This window comes from Acidisphaera sp. S103 (genome assembly GCF_009765975.1).
Lineage (GTDB): Bacteria > Pseudomonadota > Alphaproteobacteria > Acetobacterales > Acetobacteraceae > Rhodopila.
The window spans coordinates 269,887-286,395 of sequence record NZ_LMUJ01000051.1 but is presented as its reverse complement, the minus strand read 5'-3'; the positions used below and the strand labels follow the sequence as shown (position 1 = coordinate 286,395).

Annotated in this window: 14 protein-coding genes; 11 read left to right on the top strand and 3 right to left on the bottom strand. The window is 60.4% G+C overall.

The annotated features are described in order from the left end of the window. Window positions 1-8: 8 nt before the first annotated feature. Both GSQ89_RS15760 and GSQ89_RS15755 read right to left on the bottom strand, forming a co-directional pair. Entirely contained in the window at window positions 9-596 is a 588-nt protein-coding gene (locus GSQ89_RS15760; RefSeq protein ID WP_158926783.1) for a hypothetical protein, read from the bottom strand. 452 nt (window positions 597-1,048) lie between these two features. Beyond that, window positions 1,049-2,533, bottom strand: coding sequence for a winged helix-turn-helix domain-containing protein (locus tag GSQ89_RS15755; protein ID WP_158926781.1), 1,485 nt, complete (start codon window positions 2,531-2,533; stop codon window positions 1,049-1,051). A 408-nt stretch (window positions 2,534-2,941) separates the two neighbouring features. Here GSQ89_RS15755 and GSQ89_RS15750 point away from each other — a divergent pair, with 408 nt between their 5' ends. From GSQ89_RS15750 to GSQ89_RS15740, 3 genes are all read left to right on the top strand, one after another. Then, window positions 2,942-5,446: a PAS domain S-box protein gene (locus GSQ89_RS15750; protein WP_371734253.1), complete on the top strand. Its 2,505-nt coding sequence runs from the start codon at window positions 2,942-2,944 to the stop codon at window positions 5,444-5,446. Then, entirely contained in the window at window positions 5,446-5,817 is a 372-nt protein-coding gene (locus GSQ89_RS15745) for a response regulator (RefSeq protein WP_158926777.1), read from the top strand. The genes GSQ89_RS15750 and GSQ89_RS15745 overlap by 1 nt, the downstream gene beginning before the upstream one ends. 83 nt (window positions 5,818-5,900) lie before the next feature. Then, window positions 5,901-6,530: a response regulator transcription factor gene (locus GSQ89_RS15740; protein ID WP_158926775.1), complete on the top strand. Its 630-nt coding sequence runs from the start codon at window positions 5,901-5,903 to the stop codon at window positions 6,528-6,530. Between the two features lie 143 nt (window positions 6,531-6,673). On the opposite strand, the gene GSQ89_RS15735 is transcribed toward GSQ89_RS15740, so the two are convergent. Then, complete coding sequence (locus tag GSQ89_RS15735; RefSeq protein WP_158926773.1) at window positions 6,674-7,318, bottom strand: hypothetical protein; 645 nt, start codon at window positions 7,316-7,318, stop codon at window positions 6,674-6,676. Window positions 7,319-7,648: 330 nt separating this feature from the next. Here GSQ89_RS15735 and GSQ89_RS15730 point away from each other — a divergent pair, with 330 nt between their 5' ends. The 8 genes from GSQ89_RS15730 (at window position 7,649) to GSQ89_RS15695 (ending at window position 16,419) form a co-directional block, all read left to right on the top strand. Then, window positions 7,649-8,992, top strand: coding sequence for an ABC transporter substrate-binding protein (locus tag GSQ89_RS15730; RefSeq protein WP_158926771.1), 1,344 nt, complete (start codon window positions 7,649-7,651; stop codon window positions 8,990-8,992). Window positions 8,993-9,189: 197 nt separating this feature from the next. Next, window positions 9,190-9,771, top strand: a complete 582-nt coding sequence (locus GSQ89_RS15725; RefSeq protein WP_158926769.1) for a hypothetical protein — start codon at window positions 9,190-9,192, stop codon at window positions 9,769-9,771. A gap of 234 nt (window positions 9,772-10,005) precedes the next feature. Next, window positions 10,006-11,355 carry an ABC transporter substrate-binding protein gene (locus GSQ89_RS15720; RefSeq protein ID WP_158926767.1) on the top strand — a complete coding sequence of 450 codons (1,350 nt, stop codon included), beginning with the start codon at window positions 10,006-10,008 and terminating at the stop codon, window positions 11,353-11,355. A 73-nt stretch (window positions 11,356-11,428) separates the two neighbouring features. Beyond that, window positions 11,429-12,391, top strand: a complete 963-nt coding sequence (locus GSQ89_RS15715) for a carbohydrate ABC transporter permease (RefSeq protein ID WP_158926765.1) — start codon at window positions 11,429-11,431, stop codon at window positions 12,389-12,391. Next, window positions 12,384-13,298, top strand: a complete 915-nt coding sequence (locus GSQ89_RS15710) for a carbohydrate ABC transporter permease (RefSeq protein ID WP_158926763.1) — start codon at window positions 12,384-12,386, stop codon at window positions 13,296-13,298. Before GSQ89_RS15715 ends, GSQ89_RS15710 begins: the two co-directional genes overlap by 8 nt. After that, the gene (locus GSQ89_RS15705) at window positions 13,295-14,017 is read left to right on the top strand and encodes a DUF72 domain-containing protein (protein ID WP_158927001.1); all 723 of its coding nucleotides are present in this window, start codon (window positions 13,295-13,297) and stop codon (window positions 14,015-14,017) included. The genes GSQ89_RS15710 and GSQ89_RS15705 overlap by 4 nt, the downstream gene beginning before the upstream one ends. A 588-nt stretch (window positions 14,018-14,605) precedes the next feature. Next, window positions 14,606-14,992 carry a hypothetical protein gene (locus GSQ89_RS15700; RefSeq protein ID WP_158926761.1) on the top strand — a complete coding sequence of 129 codons (387 nt, stop codon included), beginning with the start codon at window positions 14,606-14,608 and terminating at the stop codon, window positions 14,990-14,992. Between the two features lie 59 nt (window positions 14,993-15,051). Then, complete coding sequence (locus GSQ89_RS15695) at window positions 15,052-16,419, top strand: metallophosphoesterase (RefSeq protein ID WP_158926759.1); 1,368 nt, start codon at window positions 15,052-15,054, stop codon at window positions 16,417-16,419. Window positions 16,420-16,509 lie beyond the last annotated feature (90 nt).

The window sequence follows — 16,509 nt, the reverse complement described above, 5'->3', positions numbered from 1 at the left end:
GCTTCCAGCTAGGGAAAGCCCGCGTAAAGATGCGCATGCCCACCAGCATGGTTCGCAAACCCAGGCCGCGTCAGATACCCCCGAGGTTCGGCGTAGCTATAAATCGTCCGCTTCGGCCGCTCATGCCACCCAATATTGAACGCCCCGAGTTTCGGGAAGAACTGCAACTCGCTATAGGGCAGGGTGTCATGGATCCACCACGCCATCGCCTGCCACGACACACCCGCCTCCATCCGATCGACCAGCCGCGGCAGCGCCACACACGCCACCGCCCCCATACACCCGGACGCATCCTGCCGATCCCAGATATGCCGAGCATAATTCCGCTCGTTCGAGGCACAATTATACCCATGCGCGTTCCCGTACGCGTTCAAAACCACCGACCGATAGGCCGACCGCACTGCCACCCGGCCGAACACCGCCTGCAACGGCTCCAACAACTCCTCACACAACCGCCGGCCAGCCGCGATCGCCAGGTCCGGATCATCGGGCATGTTGCTGATGCCATGAACCACGGCGATTTCGCTGTGCAGGAAGTCGCGCATGAAGAACGAGTGCGACAGGCGGACGCGGCCTAGGGTCTCGGCGCTTCGCATGGTTTGGGGGCACTCTCATGGGTGGGTGCCTTAGCGAATGGCGGGCCCTTGCCCCATGGGCGTAAAAATAGAGAATTGAGGGCTGGGCTGGAGCCCTCATGTCGTCACTGAGGACAGGCCTTGTAACCCATAGCTTTCCATGCGAACCGGCAAAGTCGTGGGTGGCCGGGCCAAGCCCGGCCATGACACGGTGGATACGCCCGTGCGCCTATGTTGACGCGCATGGAGCCTTCGCCATGATGCAGAAGGGACGCCGGACCATGGCGAGGGCGATGTCTCAATGTCGGCAGGTCGGGGTGTCATTGCCGTAAATGACCTTTCCCGAGCGGAAACAGGGACTCACGGCGTTCCGAGAATGGGTGAGCGCCAAGCCGGGGGAGATGATCCACATCACGCCCGACCCGGCGATGGTGCTTCTGTTCGATGCTCGGACGGGGCAGCGGATTGGGGCGTTAAGGGTTGGAGAGTGATTGGGTAGAGGCTTGGTGGACGGATGTATTGCGGTGACCAGTCGTATCAGCGTCCCCACTCTCCACCAGTTTCTCCAAAGCATAGGTTCTGATCGTCTCAGGCAGCGCCCACCGGGTTCCGGACGACGATTGATCCAGACTCAGGAACGATTTCGCGACAAGATTCGCGATGCCTTCCAGAACCGCCGACGCGGGGTAACCGGTATCGCCCATGACGGCGGTCGCCCCCTCCAGCGTGAATCCGCCGGCAAAGATCGCCAAACGGCGCAACAGCAGGCGTTCCGGCTCAGGCAGCAGCTCATAGCTCCAGTCGAGCGTCGCGCGCAGCGTGCGGTGCCGGGGCGCCGCCGTGCGACGCCCCCTGGTCAGCAGCGCGAAGCGATTGCGCAGGCCGGCGGCGACCTGTTCGACCCCAAGCGTGGCGGCGCGCGCGGCGGCGAACTCAATCGCGAGCGGGATCCCGTCCAGATGCCGGCAAATGACGGCGATCAAGTAAACGGCCTCCCGGCTCGCCACGAAGGCCGAATCCGACGCCTGTAGCCCGGCGACAAACAATTGCACCGCACTGAATGCCAGAAGGTCTTCCGGTTCGGCCTCGTGCTGCCGCGGTATCTCCAGCGGCGGAACCCGGCAGACATATTCACCGGCGATCTGCAGCGGTTCCTGGCTGGTCGCCAGCACGGTCGTACGCGGACACAGGCGAAGCACCGTTTCCACCAGCCGGGCCGTTGCGTCGATGACGTGCTCGCAATTGTCGAGAACCAGTAGCAGCGGCCTATTTCCGATGGCTCGGGCGACGGCCTCGGCGGTCATTTCATTGCCACCCGGATCCAGGCCAAGGACGTCCGCCACCGCCGCTGGCACCAGGTTTGGATCGGCTAATGCGGCAAACTCGACAAGCCAGATATCGCCCTCGAACGTGGGGCGAATGCAGCGGGAAACGTGCAGCGCCAGCGTGGTTTTGCCGATCCCACCGGGACCCGTCAGGGTGATCGCCCGAGATGATGATAAAACATCCAGGATATGTCTCACCTCGTTGGTTCGGCCAATAAGGTTGACCGCCGTATCAGGCACATTCGTCTGGAACGTCCTGGCCGGAATTCGTGCGTATTTGAGGCCCGCCGGCTCCCTGGGAGCGATCTCTCGCCGGACAGCCCATTCGCCAAGCAGCCGAAAACCGCGGCCGGAGACCGTGTTCAGCATGGCTCGATCCCGGCCGAGGGCCTTCCGGATCGCAGCGATGTGAACGTGCAACGTATTCTCTCCAACAATCCCGCCCGGCCATATGCGATCCATCAACGTGTCCTTGGCGACCAGTTCATTGGCCGACTGGACAAGGACCGACATGATTTCGAACGCGCGGGCACCGATGGGCACCGGGACACCGCATGCGTACAACTCACGCCGCCCAAGGTGAAACCGCCATCGGCCAGACTCGTAGACCAGGTTTGGCCCCAGTTCCGACATGGCGGCGCTCCCGCTGCTGAATTTTTCGGTCGGGCTGAGCGCCCACCGCGCCGATTGAGACATCGCGGGTGGCGACGCGCCGGTGGCGCAAACGTCGTTAAACATGGCACTGCGACCCACTTCGTTGTTGCCAGTCGCGCACAAGGAGATCGATCAATGACGGTCGCCCGATCGGCGACGATACTGCTGCAGGCATTGCCATACTCCTGCTCTGTTGTGATTGACCCGAAGACGGAAGCACAGATGCGATGACAGCAGGAAGGTGCCGATGAAACTATTGGACGATGGTATTGCCGATACTATGGTATCAGCGGCACGAGCGGCCACGCCTGATGCGATGCGCCGCGGACCAACACCAAAGTATCATAGACTTTCGTCTTGACTGCGGCGCATCTTTGCTCGCCGCCGATGGTCACGAAAGCACCAGGTATGGAGAATGAACGCAGCGACGTGGTCGATTTGCTTCCGGGGCTGATATGGACGGCGCTCGCCGACGGCCGGATCGACTTTGTCAATCGACGCTGGTGCGATTACACGGGCCTCGGCGCCGACGACGTTCGCGGCCGGGGGTTGCAGACCGCGGTCCATCCCGACGATGTGGCGGACCTGGTCGCATGGTGGCAATCCATCCTGGCCTCGGACCAGCCCGGCGAAATGGAAGCGCGCCTGCGACGCTTCGATGGAGAGTTCCGCTGGTTTCTGTTTCGCGTCGGTCCGATCGTCGATGGGAAATGGGGTGGAATCAATGTCGATATCCATGACCGGCGGTCATCAGCCGGCGGCGAGGGACATTTTCGCTCGTCCGTCGACGGCCTTACGGCGCTGAAGCGGGCGGAAACGCTCCCCGCCGGTGAGAAGAGTTTGCTTGAAATGGTGGCGCGTGGTCATTCGCGTGCGGCCATTCTGGGGGCGTTGTGCCAGCTTGTCGAAGACACCGTCGGCGGATGTTATTGCGGTGTCGTTCTGGTCGATTCCAGCGGCACATGGCTGGAACATGGGGCCGCACCGAGCCTTCCGGCCAGCTTTATGAATTCAATCATTGGCCGGCCCGTCGCCGTTGGGTCGGGCCCGTCCCCAATGGCGGCATGTCTCAACGAACAGGTTTTTGTGCCTGACCTCGGTTCTGACACGCGGTGGATCGAGTCCGGGTGGCGTCAAATGGCTCTGGCGCATGGCGTGCGGGCTTGCTGGTCAACGCCATTTTCGTCCACGACGGGCAACGTCCTGGGTGCGTTTACGATATACTACGATCAGCCCCGAACACCCGCGGCACTTGACCAAAGCCTCATGGAACATTTCGCACACGTCGCGAGTATCGTCGCGGAACGTATCCAAAGTGATGCCGCTCTGATGCGCAGCGAGGCGCGCAAAACAGCGATTTTGAACACCGCACTCGACTGTATCGTGACCATGGATCATACGGGTTGCATCACCGAGTTCAATCCGGCTGCCGAACGCACATTCGGATACAGACGCGAAGACGTCATGGGCAAACCGCTGGCGGACATCATCATCCCCCCCTCGCTTCGGGAAGCGCACCGGCTTGGGTTGGCCAGGTTCCTGGCCACGGGTGAGGCGAGGGTGCTCGGAACACGGCTCGAACTCACCGCGATACGTGCCGACGGCAGTGAGTTTCCCGTCGAACTGGGGATCGTGCGCATTCCGTTGGATGGACCCCCGTCTTTCACGGGCTACCTGCGCGACATCACGGAACGAAAGCAGTCGGAGGAAAAACTTCGGCGCAGCGAAGCATTTCTTGTCGAGGCGCAACATCTCAGCGCGACCGGCAGCTTTTCATGGCATATGACGACCGACAAAATCACCTGGTCGGACCAGCTGTATCGCATTTTCGAATTTGAGCCGAATGAAACGATAACGTTGGAGCGGGTCGGTCGTCGCATCCACCCTGAGGATATTGTGGTGTTCAACACGATGATCGATTGGGCCCGAAAAGATGCCAGGGGATTCGAGTACGAATGCCGGTTACTGATGGGTGATCAGTCGATCAAGTACCTGCACATGATCGCTCATGGGAACCGGGAGCAGGACGGCGAACTCGAATACATCGGCGCTATCCAAGACGTGACGCAGCGCCGGCTCTCGGAAGAGGCTCTTGGCAACGTCCGATCAGAACTGGCTCGGATGGTCAGGATCACCAGTCTCGGAGCACTGACCGCATCGATTGCGCATGAGGTGAACCAGCCGCTCGCAGGCATCATCACCAACGCCAGCACCTGCATGCGGATGTTGGCCGCTGATCCACCAAACGTCGACGGCGCTCGGGAAACGGCGCGACGCACGATTCGCGATGGACACCGGGCGGCCGACATCATTGCGCGATTGCGTGCCTTGTTCGCCAAGAAGGACGCGACAATCGAATCAGTGGACCTGAACGTAGCGGCACAAGAGGTGATCGCGTTGTCGTTGACTGATATCCGGAGAAACCAGGTAACTTTGCAACAGGCGTTTTCCGACGATCTGCCCTCGGTTGCCGGAGACCGTGTCCAGCTTCAACAGGTCATCCTCAATCTGCTCTTGAACGCGTCGGACGCGATGAAGGACGTGAATGATCGCCGGAGAGAAATCATGATTAAAACAGAACGAGACGAAGGCGATCATGTACGCCTGACCGTGCGGGACACGGGGATCGGTTTCGATCCGCAAAGCGTGAATCGGCTTTTCGAAGCCTTCTACACAACCAAGAGTGGTGGCATGGGGATCGGCCTGTCGGTGAGTCGTTCCATCATCGAGAATCACGGCGGTCGTTTGTGGGCGGCCCCGAATGACGGCCCAGGCGCCACGTTTGCCTTTTCCATCCCTCGGCGGTCCGAGGGAGCGCCCGGCGCCGGCGGGGCAAGCGCCAGTTGGACATCCGCGGTGGCTGGTACGCCGCGCGTCGTGGGGGGGCGGTGATGGTCATGCATTCGCTCGTGACGGTCGTCGATGACGATGAATCCGTGCGTGAGTCACTTCCCGATTTGTTGAAGGAATTTGGCTTCGCCGTGCAGTCGTTCGCCTCGGCGGAGGCATTCCTCGCGTCCGGCTACGTAGAGCAGACCAAATGTCTGGTCCTCGACATCGCCATGCCGGGGATGTCCGGACCCGATCTTCAACAGGAATTGATGGCGCGGCAACGAGATATTCCCATCGTTTTCATCACCGCTCACGGCGATGAAACCGTCTGTCCGCGCCTGCTGGAGCGAGGGGCGGTGGCGTGTTTGTTGAAGCCATTCACCGATACGGCCCTGCTGGACGCGCTCGAGACGGCCCTGCAGACCCGCTGAGCGACCCTTCGCCAGACCCTTGCACCTGACGGACATACATGGGTCTAATGACGGCACCCAGCCGTGAACCAGGTGCATGCTCCATGCCGCAGGTTACACCGGTCGTGTACGTCGTTGACGATGATGTATCGATCCGCGAATCACTTGAACTGATGATTGCCACCGCGGGCTGGCAGCCACACGCGTTCGCGTCAGCTCAAGAGTTCCTGTCGTATTCCCGTATTTCCATCCCGAGCTGTCTGATTCTGGACGTCAATCTTCCTGATCTCAACGGTCTCGAGCTGCAAAAGCGCATCGCCGCCGATGATGCCGGCATACCAATCATCTTCCTGACCGGATATGGCGACGTGCCGATGACGGTGAAGGCGATGAAGGCCGGCGCTATTGAGTTCCTGATGAAACCATTCAGCGATGATGTGCTGTTGGGTGTTATCCAGCAGGCAATCCAGGGCAGCCAGGCAGCGTTGGATCAAGCGGCCGAACTGCGTGCGTTGCGTGAGCGTTACGCATCGCTCAGCCCGCGTGAGCGCGAGGTCATGGCGTTGGTGGTTTCCGGCCTGTTGAACAAGCAGGTCGGCGGCGAGTTGGGCATCAGCGAGATCACGGTGAAAGCGCATCGGGGGCAGGTGATGCGAAAGATGCAGGCCGGCTCTCTCGCCGATCTGGTTAACATGAGTGCGAGGCTGCGTTCTCCACCCGCGCCGATGGACTGACCGCGCCCAGAGTGGCCGTCTCTTCGTTGAACGGCAGCCAGGGGCGCATGGCGAGATGACCGAAACTGGACCGATTTCACAACGTCCGGACGGGCGAAAACCAGTCCTCGGCTCTGTGTCCGGTCTTCACTGCATGCGTAAATTCAAACTGATTCACGATCGGCAAGATAATCGCCTTCTAGCCCCGGAAAGCACTCATAAAACTGCCCATGACCCTCAACATGGTTCGCAAACCCCGGCCGTGTCAGATAACCCCGCGGTGCGATGTAGCTGTAGATCGTGCGCTTTGGCCGCTCATGCCACCCAATATTGAACGCGCCCAGCTTCGGGAAGAACTGCAATTCGCTATAGGGCAGGTGGTCATGGATCCACCACGCCATCGCCTGCCACGGCGTGCCCGCCTCCATCCGATCGACAAGCCAGGGCAGCGCGACACACGCCACCGCGCCCATGCAACCGGACGCATCCCGGCGATCCCAGATATGCCGAGCGTAGTTGCGCTCGTTCGAAGCACAATTATACCTATGCGCGTTTCCGTACGCATTCAAAACCACCGACCGATAGGCTGACCGGATCGCCACCCGGCCGAACACCGCCTGCAGCGGCTCCAACAATTCCTCGCATAAACGCCGGCCCGCCGCGATCGCCAGGTCCGGGTCGTCGGGCATGTTGCTGATGCCGTGGATGGCGGCGATTTCGCTGTGCAGGAAGTCGCGCACGAAGAACGAGTGCGACAGGCGGACGCGGCCTAGGGTCTCGGCGCTTCGGACGGTTCTGGGCATTCTCATGGGTGGCTGCCTTTTTGACCGGCGACATGGATGCCTGTTTTGGGGTTGGCACCGCAAGGCGTGGATGCCGGGACCTTCGCCCGCCATGACGTGGAAGGGATGCCGGGGCCTTCGCCCGCCGTGACGTGGGAGGGGTGCCGGGGGGCGTTCGCTCGACGTGACGTGGGAGGGATGTCGGGGGCCTTCGCCCGCCATGACGAGGAAGTGGTGTCGCCTGGGTCGCCCCCTTTACCTTTCCGTCGCTCGGGCGGAATAATCGGTCCCAAGGGGCTCCGGGTCTCCGGTCGCCAAGGGCTCCGACGGCCAAAGACCGGGTAGGGAGCTAACAGCATGACCATCAGCCGGCGTGAGTCACTCACGCTTGCCTCCGCGTCGATCGCGGCGGCGTCTATTCCGACTATCGGTGCCCGCGCCGCCGTGACCGACGTGCCGACCGCCGATGTGAAGCCTCTGGACTACAAGCTGGAAAAAGGTGCCGAGCTGCGGGTGCTGCGGCCGGCGAAGTTCATCGACCCGGATGAGGTGTATTGGCGCGAAAACACCAAGAAATACACCGACGCCACGGGGATACCGGTGCGTGTCGATTTCATCAGTTGGGAGGATATTCGTCCGCAGACCGCCGTGGTCGCCAATACCGGCGCCGGGCCGGATATTGTGGTCGGTTTCAGCTCCGATCCGCAGATCTATGCGTCGAAGATCGCCGACATGACCGACCTCGCCGACTATCTGGGGGCGAAATACGGCGGCTGGCAGGAACTGTCCAAACTCTACGGCACCAAATGGAAAACCAACCAATGGCTTTCGATCCCGATCGGCGGTGGCGCCGGCCCGACGGTCTATCGCCAGTCCTGGGTGAAGGAAGCCGGCTACGACAAGATCCCCGACGATCACGAGGGTTTCCTGACCCTGTGCCAAAAGCTGCACACGGCCGGCCACCCATTCGGCATGTCGCTGGGGCACGCGCTGGGTGATGCGAACGGCTTCGCCAGTTGGCTGCTGTGGTCGTTCAACGCCATGCTGGTGGATGAAGACGGCAAGATCGCGCTCGACTCCAAGGAAACGATCGCGGCGCTGAAATACGCGACGGAGCTGCAGAAGACCCAGGTGTCCGGCAACCTGTCGTGGAACGATTCCGGCAACAACAAAGCCTACGCCGCGGGCGATATCGGCATGACCTTCAATGGCGTGTCGATTTACTACTTCCTGAAAAGCTCGCCCGATCCGAAGCTGAACCAGATGGCGGTGGATACCCAGCACCAGTTGCTGCCGAAGGGTCTGGCGTCCCGGTCGCCGATGTCGGCGACGCCGATGAATGCGATGGTGTTCAAGCACACCAAGTATCCGAACGCCGCCAAGGATTATCTGCGGTTCATGATGGAAGCGGATCAGTACGGCCCCTGGCTGTCCAACTGCATCGGGTATTGGTCGAACTCGCTGAAGGCCTATTCCAAGATGGCATTCTGGACCCAGGACCCGAAGCTGGTGCCATACGCCTCCGGCATGGATACGCCGTATTACGACGGGTACAAGGGGCCGGTGACGCCGGCGTCGTCAGCGGTGACGGCCAACTACACCGTGGTGGACATGTTCGCCTCGGTCGTTACCGGCAACGCCACGCCGGAGGATGCGGCCAAGCGGGCGGCGCAGCAGGCTCAACGCTACTACAAGACCTGACGGTTGCCATGAGGCGAAGGCGAGCGGTCGCCTTCGCCTTTCGGTGGACGGCAGGCGGGGTATTGTCCAGGTCTGGAATCAAACGGCATACAGTATAACGGCCCATCGTATTGGGTTGATAGATTGCTTATTGCAATATTATATCTGTCTCGTCTACATATGTGTGTGTTCTGGCCACCATCAGGGATGGCAGTCCTATGACCCTTGCGGATAAGCTGAATGAGTTGATTTTCGAGGGCGGCTGGGTCGTCGAAGTCATATCGGATGTGCTGAAGGCGGCATTTTTCGGTGGACTGATCTCTATAGGAAACGTTCTGTTCTACGCTCGTCGGGAAACCGTGCATTTGCAGCGGGCCAAGGAGTATATGGAGTTATTGAACATTAAAGATTTTATGACCAAGTCAGGAGAAAATATAATCGAACCCGAATATCTCGAACGACGGATCGTGCAACTGAAGGGCACCATAGCGCCACGCACCGGATATCATACGGGATATGGGCGTCGGGATAAAATATATTCGAATGCCTTGTCAGTGTTCATGTGTGCTTTAATGATTCTTATCGTGATGGGCTTGAATAAATCGTATTCTGGTTTCGTCATGCTGGTCATGATGGCGATAGGGTGCTGGCTGAACTACAAAATTGGCAGGCGGGTCTCGGTCAGCGTAGACAACCTGGCCATCAGGCGTATCTCGCAGGTGTTGGCATCCTTTACGACATCGTCGGTGTTTCTCACTGTCTTTATAACCATCTGGTATAATTTGCCTAATGGCAATTGAATGTTTGACGACCCGGCTGGCCTGACCATCGCTTTAAGATCGACTTGTGGTCGGTCCACGCTGTGACGCGACTCGCGTTTGCTTCCACCATCGATGCCTCGAACCCTTGGCCAGTTACGGCGAGCAGCCCCTTCTGACGCGGCTGTCGTGACCTCCCTTGTTGCGGCGCTGCACTCGCGCTAGGCATGAGCCGCAATAGGCGCGGCACGTCGCCGTGCAAGGGAAGGAAATCGAATGGCTGGCTTGACTCGCCGTGACACGTTTTTGTCCGGCACTGCCGCGCTGATTGGCTCGGCTACTTTGCCTGTGATCGGCGCGCGTGCGGCCGATCTGGACGTGCCGACGGCGGACGTGAAGTCCCCCGGCTTCAAGGCCGAACCCGGCGCTACGCTGCGCGTGCTACGCCCGGCCAAGTTCGTCGACCCCGATGAAACGCTGTTCCGGGCGAACACGAAGAAATTTACCGACCAGACCGGCATTCCTGTCCGCGTGGACTTCGTCGGCTGGGAGGACATGCGTCCGCAGACGGCGGTGGCCGCGAACACCGGCGCCGGCCCGGATATCATCGTCGGTTTCGGCTCCGACCCGCAGATCTATGCCAACAAGCTGATCCCGATGAACGACCTCGCCAACTACCTCGGGGCGAAATACGGCGGTTGGCACCAGTTGGCGCAGATCTACTCCTGCCGCTGGGGCACCAAGGACTGGCTGGCGATCCCGATGGGCGGCAGCGGGGCGGCCTCGGTCTATCGTGTGTCCTGGCTGAAGGAGGCCGGTTACGACAGCATTCCGAACGACCATGCCGGGTTCCTGGCGATGGCGACGAAGCTGAGGAAGAACAACCACCCGATCGGCTTCGCGCTGGGCCACGCGGTGGGTGACGGCAATGGGTTCGCCGACTGGCTGCTGTGGTCGTTCGGGGCGTCGCTGACCGATGAGAAGGGCAAGGTCTCGCTGGACTCGAAGGAGACGATCGCCGCGCTGAACTATGCCAAGGAACTGTATCCGCAGATGATCGAGGGCACCCTGTCCTGGGGTGACCCGAGCAACAACAAGGCGTTCGCGGCGGGCGATGTCAGCCTGACGTTCAATGGCGTGTCGATCTACTACGTCGCGAAGAACTCGTCCGATCCGAAATTGCAGGCGATCGCGGCGGACACCAATCATCAGATACCGCCGTTGGGCCTGGCCAAGAAGTCGCCGTCATCGTCGCTGGTGGTCAACGCGATGGCCTTCAAGCACACGAAATATCCCAACGCCTGCAAGGAATACCTGCGCTTCATGATGGAGGCGCCGCAATACGCGCCTTGGCTGGCGGGCTGCCTGGGATACTGGTCCAACTCGCTGAAAGCGTACGGCAAGATGGCGTTCTGGGACGCCGATCCGAAGCTGAAGCCGTATGTGGACAGCATGGATACGCCGTACTACGACAGCTACAAGGGGCCGATCTCGGCGGCGTCGTCCGCGGTCGCGGCCAACTATACGCTGGTCGACATGTTCGCCTCGGTCGCCACCGGCAACGCCACGCCGGAAGCCGCGGTCAAACAGGCCGCCAGGCAGGCGGCCCGTTACCTTAAGGGGTGAGAGCGTGATCGCGCGAGGCGGAAAGTCAGAGTGCGTGAATTACGCTCTTAGAACATAACAGGGAGACGCGACCATGGACGCGACGACCGGCGACCTGGCTCTGGAATGGAAGCCGCGAAAGCAGCATTCCCGCATCGGCCGATTGTTTGATTCGAAACCGTTCCTGGTCGCGCTTTGCCTGCTGCCCACGGTGGGGCTGTTGGTGGTGTTCCTGACCTACCCGCTGGGGTTGGGTCTGTGGCTGTCGATGACCGACACGACGATTGGCCAACCCGGCGAGTATATCGGGTTGGACAATTTCTATTCCCTGTTCAGCGATCCGGTGTTCTGGGGGGCGGTCTGGTACACGATTTTTTATACGGCCGTGGCGACGGTTGGGAAATTCCTGTTGGGGCTGTGGCTGGCGTTGCTGTTGAACAACCACATCCCGTTCAAGGCGTTCATCAGGGCAATCGTGCTGCTGCCGTGGATCGTGCCGACGGTGCTGTCGGCGATCGCCTGGTGGTGGATCTACGATCCGCAGTTCTCCATCGTGTCGTTCGTCCTGGTGGACGTGCTGCACTGGCGGACGCATTACATCGACTTCCTCGGTTCGCCCTGGTCCGCCAGGTGGTCGCTGATCGTCGCCAATATCTGGCGCGGCATTCCGTTCGTGGCGATCACGCTGCTGGCCGGCCTGCAAACCATTTCGCCGTCGCTGTATGAGGCGGCGCTGCTGGACGGCGCCAGCGGCTGGCAGCAGTTCCGCCGCATCACCGTGCCGCTGCTGATGCCGATCCTGTCGGTGGCGCTGACGCTGTCGGTGCTGTTCACGTTCTCCGACTTCCAACTGGTGTATGCGATCACGCGGGGCGGGCCGTTCAACTCCACCCACCTGATGGCGACGCTGGCGTTCCAGCGGGCCATCCCGGGGTCGCAACTGGGGGAGGGCGCGGCGATCGCGGTGTCGATGATCCCGTTCCTGCTGGTGGCGACGCTGGTGTGTTTCTTCGGCGTCGGGCGCCGCAAATGGCAGCAAGGAAGCGACAATGACTGACACTGCCGCGGTGACTACGCAGGAGGTCGAGCTTGCCGCCTCCACCAAGGATGCGCCGGAGCTGCTGAGCTGGGATTCGCGGGCGCGCCGCACCATCACGGTGTATATCCCGCTGGCCATCTTCATCATCGTGCTGCTGTTCCCGTTCTACTGGATGGCGATCACGTCGATAAAGCCCGACTACGAGATGTACAACTACAAGCAGTACAATCCGTTCTGGGTGCACTCGCCGACGCTGGACAACATCAAGAAGCTGCTGTTTGACACCGAATATCCGCGCTGGCTGATGACCACGATGGGCATCGCCACGGCGGCGACGTTCATTTCGGTGGGGGCCAGCGTGCTGGCCGCCTATGCGATCGAGCGGCTGCGGTTCAGGGGTGCCCAGCATGTCGGCCTGGCGATCTACCTGGCCTATCTGGTGCCACCCACAATCCTGTTCATTCCGCTGGCCACGCTGATCTTCCAGTTCGGCCTGTTCGACAGCCCGTTCGCGCTGATCCTGACCTATCCGACGTTCCTGATCCCGTTCTGCACCTGGCTGCTGATCGGCTACTTCAAGTCGATCCCGTATGAGCTGGAGGAATGCGCGCTGATCGACGGGGCGTCCCGCCTGCAGATCCTGTGGCGGATCACGCTGCCGCTGGCGGTGCCGGGGCTGATTTCGGCCGGAATTTTCGCGTTCACCCTGTCGTGGAACGAGTTCATCTATGCGCTGGCGTTCATCCAGAGCACCGAGAAGAAGACGGTTCCGGTGGCGATCCTGACCGAACTGGTCACCGGTGACGTGTATCAGTGGGGATCGCTGATGGCGGGATCGTTGCTGGGATCGGTGCCGGTGGCGATCATCTACTCGTTCTTCGTGGAGTATTATGTGTCGTCGATGACCGGGGCGGTGAAGGAATAGCCACGCTCCGGATCGGGACCGCGGGCTGGAGCATTCCCAAGCCTCATGCCGCGGCGTTTTCGGACGCGGGTACCCATCTGCAGCGTTATGCTCGTCGGTTTTCGGCGGTGGAGATTAATTCGTCCTTCTACCGTCCGCACCAGCCGGCGACTTATGCGCGCTGGGCTGCCGGCGTGCCGGACGGGTTTCAGTTCTCGGTCAAGATGCCCCGTGAGATTACGCATCGGTGCAAGCTGGTTGACGCGACTGACGTGTTGGATCGCTTCCTGGCGGAGGTTGGGGCGCTGGGCGACAGGCTGGGGCCGTTGCTCGTGCAGTTGGCCCCCAGTCTGCGGTTCGATGAAGGAGTCGTCCACGGGTTTTTCGCCTCCGTCCGGAAACGGTTCGATGGCGACGTGGTCTGCGAGCCTCGGCACGCCACTTGGTTCACCGATGACGTGGATGCGTTGCTGGCCGGGCTCCGGGTTGCTCGTGTCGCGGCCGATCCGGCGGTGGTGCCCCGGGCGGGCGAACCGGGCGGTTGGCTGGGGGTGGTGTATCGCCGGCTGCACGGGTCGCCACGCATCTACTATTCGGACTATCCGGCGGCGTTTCTCGAGCGGATGGCGGGCCTGCTGCGATCCGGCGACTGGTGCATTTTCGATAACACTGCGGTGGGAGAGGCAACGGGTGACGCGTTGGACCTGCTGCGGCGGATGAGTGATCAAACCTGTCCATGATACCAGCGGGTTCTGGGTCCGGATATCCGCCGACAGGTTCGCGGTAGACCCATCCGCCGCTCAATGCCCCAACCGACACCAGGTTTCGCATTTAGCGCCGTCGGTTCCTGTGACGAGCACGCCTGTTTACTGAGGCTGGGCATGTGACCGGGGCGTCGCACCGAACCAGGACAGCTATGACAATGGTGTCGCGTTGCCGGACAGCTGCCCGGCGCCGTTGGGTTATCTTCTGACAGACGCCCGGGTCTCGGGCGGCCCGCCAGTTCGGCTGCTAGAGAGAATGGACGCCGATTATCTTACCACAATGGGGGTTATGCGGTCATTGAATGTAGCACTACAGAGATGGCACCCTTGTGGCACATAGAGAGTATCCATCCGGCCAGTGCCGTAGGGGGTTTTGCTCAAGCGGCTGCGCCGCGCTCCCGGGCTTTGGCCCAGTTCCAGGGTAGGAGTTCTGACAGCCGCGAGGCTGGTTGATCGGCAGGGGGAGGGCGCATTGATGACGGCGCCCATTGCCGCATTCGCTGTTCCTGTGCAAGCTCCCGAAATACTTGCACACAAGGCTAAAAGACCAAGAGGAGGGATCGCATGCCGCTGGAGATCTACCTGTCATCGGCCCCCGGCGCCACGACCGGTTCCACGGTCTCGGTTGAAGGCAACCAAGTCTTCCTTAACGAGGCATTCCCGCCTGGCGGTTTGCTCGTACAACGGCCTTTTTCGACACCTGCTGGTTACACTGGTGATCTGACGATCTATTTCGGTATTGGTGAGGACCAGTGCCGCATGCAGATGAGCAACTTTCCGTATGATAGTGTGCTCAGCCTGTTAGCGCTACCCGATCGTCGCTTCCTTGGCAGCACATTCCATGATGCGGTCACAGCAGCGACATGCGTCGTCGTTTGCGCTGACAATACACAGGGCACCAATTGCGTGATTTGCCGCCAAGACGGCATCGTCGCTCGTGTCTGCTGCTGATGTCAGACGTCCCATCCCGGCGGATTGAGGTATCAATCCGAGACGCTGGAGGTGCCCGGGTGGAGGGCGCCACCGTGTTCTTCTTTATTAATAGCCGCCAGCTCGCCACGATCCCATCAACGCGCGATAAAGACCCAACGATCGAGATATTCGACCATATTGCTGTCGTTCAGGTGAAGGTTGTCTATCGTACGTTTTCTGATGACGTGACTTTGTCACAAAATCAGAACGAGTGGGTTTGCAGATTGCCGGCAGAACTCACAGACGCTGCCGCGCCGCCGATCCGGCCGCCTGCGGTCTCTACCGTAAGGGCCGAACTCAACATACTTCACATCACGGACCTTCACTGCGGGCAGCGATCTTATGCCGACTTTTATCCCAGGATGCGGTCTGGCTTTTTTAAAGACCTCGAACTTACGCATGAGCATTCAGGGCCATGGGACCTGATCATCTTTACCGGTGACCTGGCCTTTAGCGGCAAAGTCGAGCAATTCTCGAGGGTCAACACATTCCTCGATGATCTGAATACAAAGTTGCGCCAGCTTGGCTCGGCGGATCCCGTATTGTTGGCGATACCTGGCAACCATGATCTGCAGCGTCCGCCTGCTACCAAGGCTGCTTCAGTCGTCCTTTCGCACCTCGAAAATGAAATGCTACGCGAGCAAGGAAGGGACGTATGGGACGAGTTACTTGACAACAAGAAATCGGAATATAGTCGCCTGGTCGAAGCAATGTTCAAAAACTACAAGTCCTGGTGGGACGCCTGCGCCGCACGGGCCCCCGGGTTATCGATCAGGCAGGGCCTGTTGCCCGGTGACTTCACCGCGACATTCGAAAAATCCGGTGCCCGCTTTGGCGTCGTCGGTTTGAACTCGACCGCTCTGCAGGTGGGAGAGGGAGATTTCGAAGGACGGCTCGCAATCCATGTCCGGCAATTCAATACTCTGCTCAACGAGGTCGGGCTCGACTGGCCCGAGACGCTCGACGCCTCCATCCTGCTGACTCACCAGCCCCGAACTTGGCTGTCCAAAGACAACCTCAAAAATACATTCTACCCTGCAATCTCCCCCGGTGGTCGTTTTGCCCTGCATCTTTGCGGCCATCAACATGTCGGCGAGGCCGAGAAACATGGCCGTGGTGCTGACGACGCAGGTCTGGTTGCGCTTGGCCGCTCACTGCTTGCGATTGAAAAGGTTAATGGCAAACTGGAACACCTGCTGGGGTATCAAACGTTCCGTATTTCAATCGACCGTAGCCAGAGCAGCGGTTTGATCCGGGCATGGCCGCGATCTGCGGAATTGACATCAGGCGGCAGTTTAGAATTCGGGCCTGACCGCAGCTTCAGGCTCGGGGCGGACAATGGCACGCTGGATATTCCGATAAATCGGTTTGTTCGGCCCAATCTGACCAGGTTTCCGGCCCGCTGATTGACTCATCAAGATCGTTTTGCCAACGAAGTCGTGAAAAGAAGCCTGCACGAAACGATGCTTGCAGGGTGGAGGTCCGGTAGCAACGGA

Bases quoted from the DNA above. Each gene is read 5' to 3' on its own strand.
- GSQ89_RS15760 (WP_158926783.1), bottom strand. From the start codon at position 596: ATGCGAAGCGCCGAGACCCTAGGCCGCGTCCGCCTGTCGCACTCGTTC.
- GSQ89_RS15755 (WP_158926781.1), bottom strand. From the start codon at position 2,533: ATGTCGGAACTGGGGCCAAACCTGGTCTACGAGTCTGGCCGATGGCGG.
- GSQ89_RS15750 (WP_371734253.1), top strand. From the start codon at position 2,942: ATGGTCACGAAAGCACCAGGTATGGAGAATGAACGCAGCGACGTGGTC.
- GSQ89_RS15745 (WP_158926777.1), top strand. From the start codon at position 5,446: ATGGTCATGCATTCGCTCGTGACGGTCGTCGATGACGATGAATCCGTG.
- GSQ89_RS15740 (WP_158926775.1), top strand. From the start codon at position 5,901: ATGCCGCAGGTTACACCGGTCGTGTACGTCGTTGACGATGATGTATCG.
- GSQ89_RS15735 (WP_158926773.1), bottom strand. From the start codon at position 7,318: ATGAGAATGCCCAGAACCGTCCGAAGCGCCGAGACCCTAGGCCGCGTC.
- GSQ89_RS15730 (WP_158926771.1), top strand. From the start codon at position 7,649: ATGACCATCAGCCGGCGTGAGTCACTCACGCTTGCCTCCGCGTCGATC.
- GSQ89_RS15725 (WP_158926769.1), top strand. From the start codon at position 9,190: ATGACCCTTGCGGATAAGCTGAATGAGTTGATTTTCGAGGGCGGCTGG.
- GSQ89_RS15720 (WP_158926767.1), top strand. From the start codon at position 10,006: ATGGCTGGCTTGACTCGCCGTGACACGTTTTTGTCCGGCACTGCCGCG.
- GSQ89_RS15715 (WP_158926765.1), top strand. From the start codon at position 11,429: ATGGACGCGACGACCGGCGACCTGGCTCTGGAATGGAAGCCGCGAAAG.
- GSQ89_RS15710 (WP_158926763.1), top strand. From the start codon at position 12,384: ATGACTGACACTGCCGCGGTGACTACGCAGGAGGTCGAGCTTGCCGCC.
- GSQ89_RS15700 (WP_158926761.1), top strand. From the start codon at position 14,606: ATGCCGCTGGAGATCTACCTGTCATCGGCCCCCGGCGCCACGACCGGT.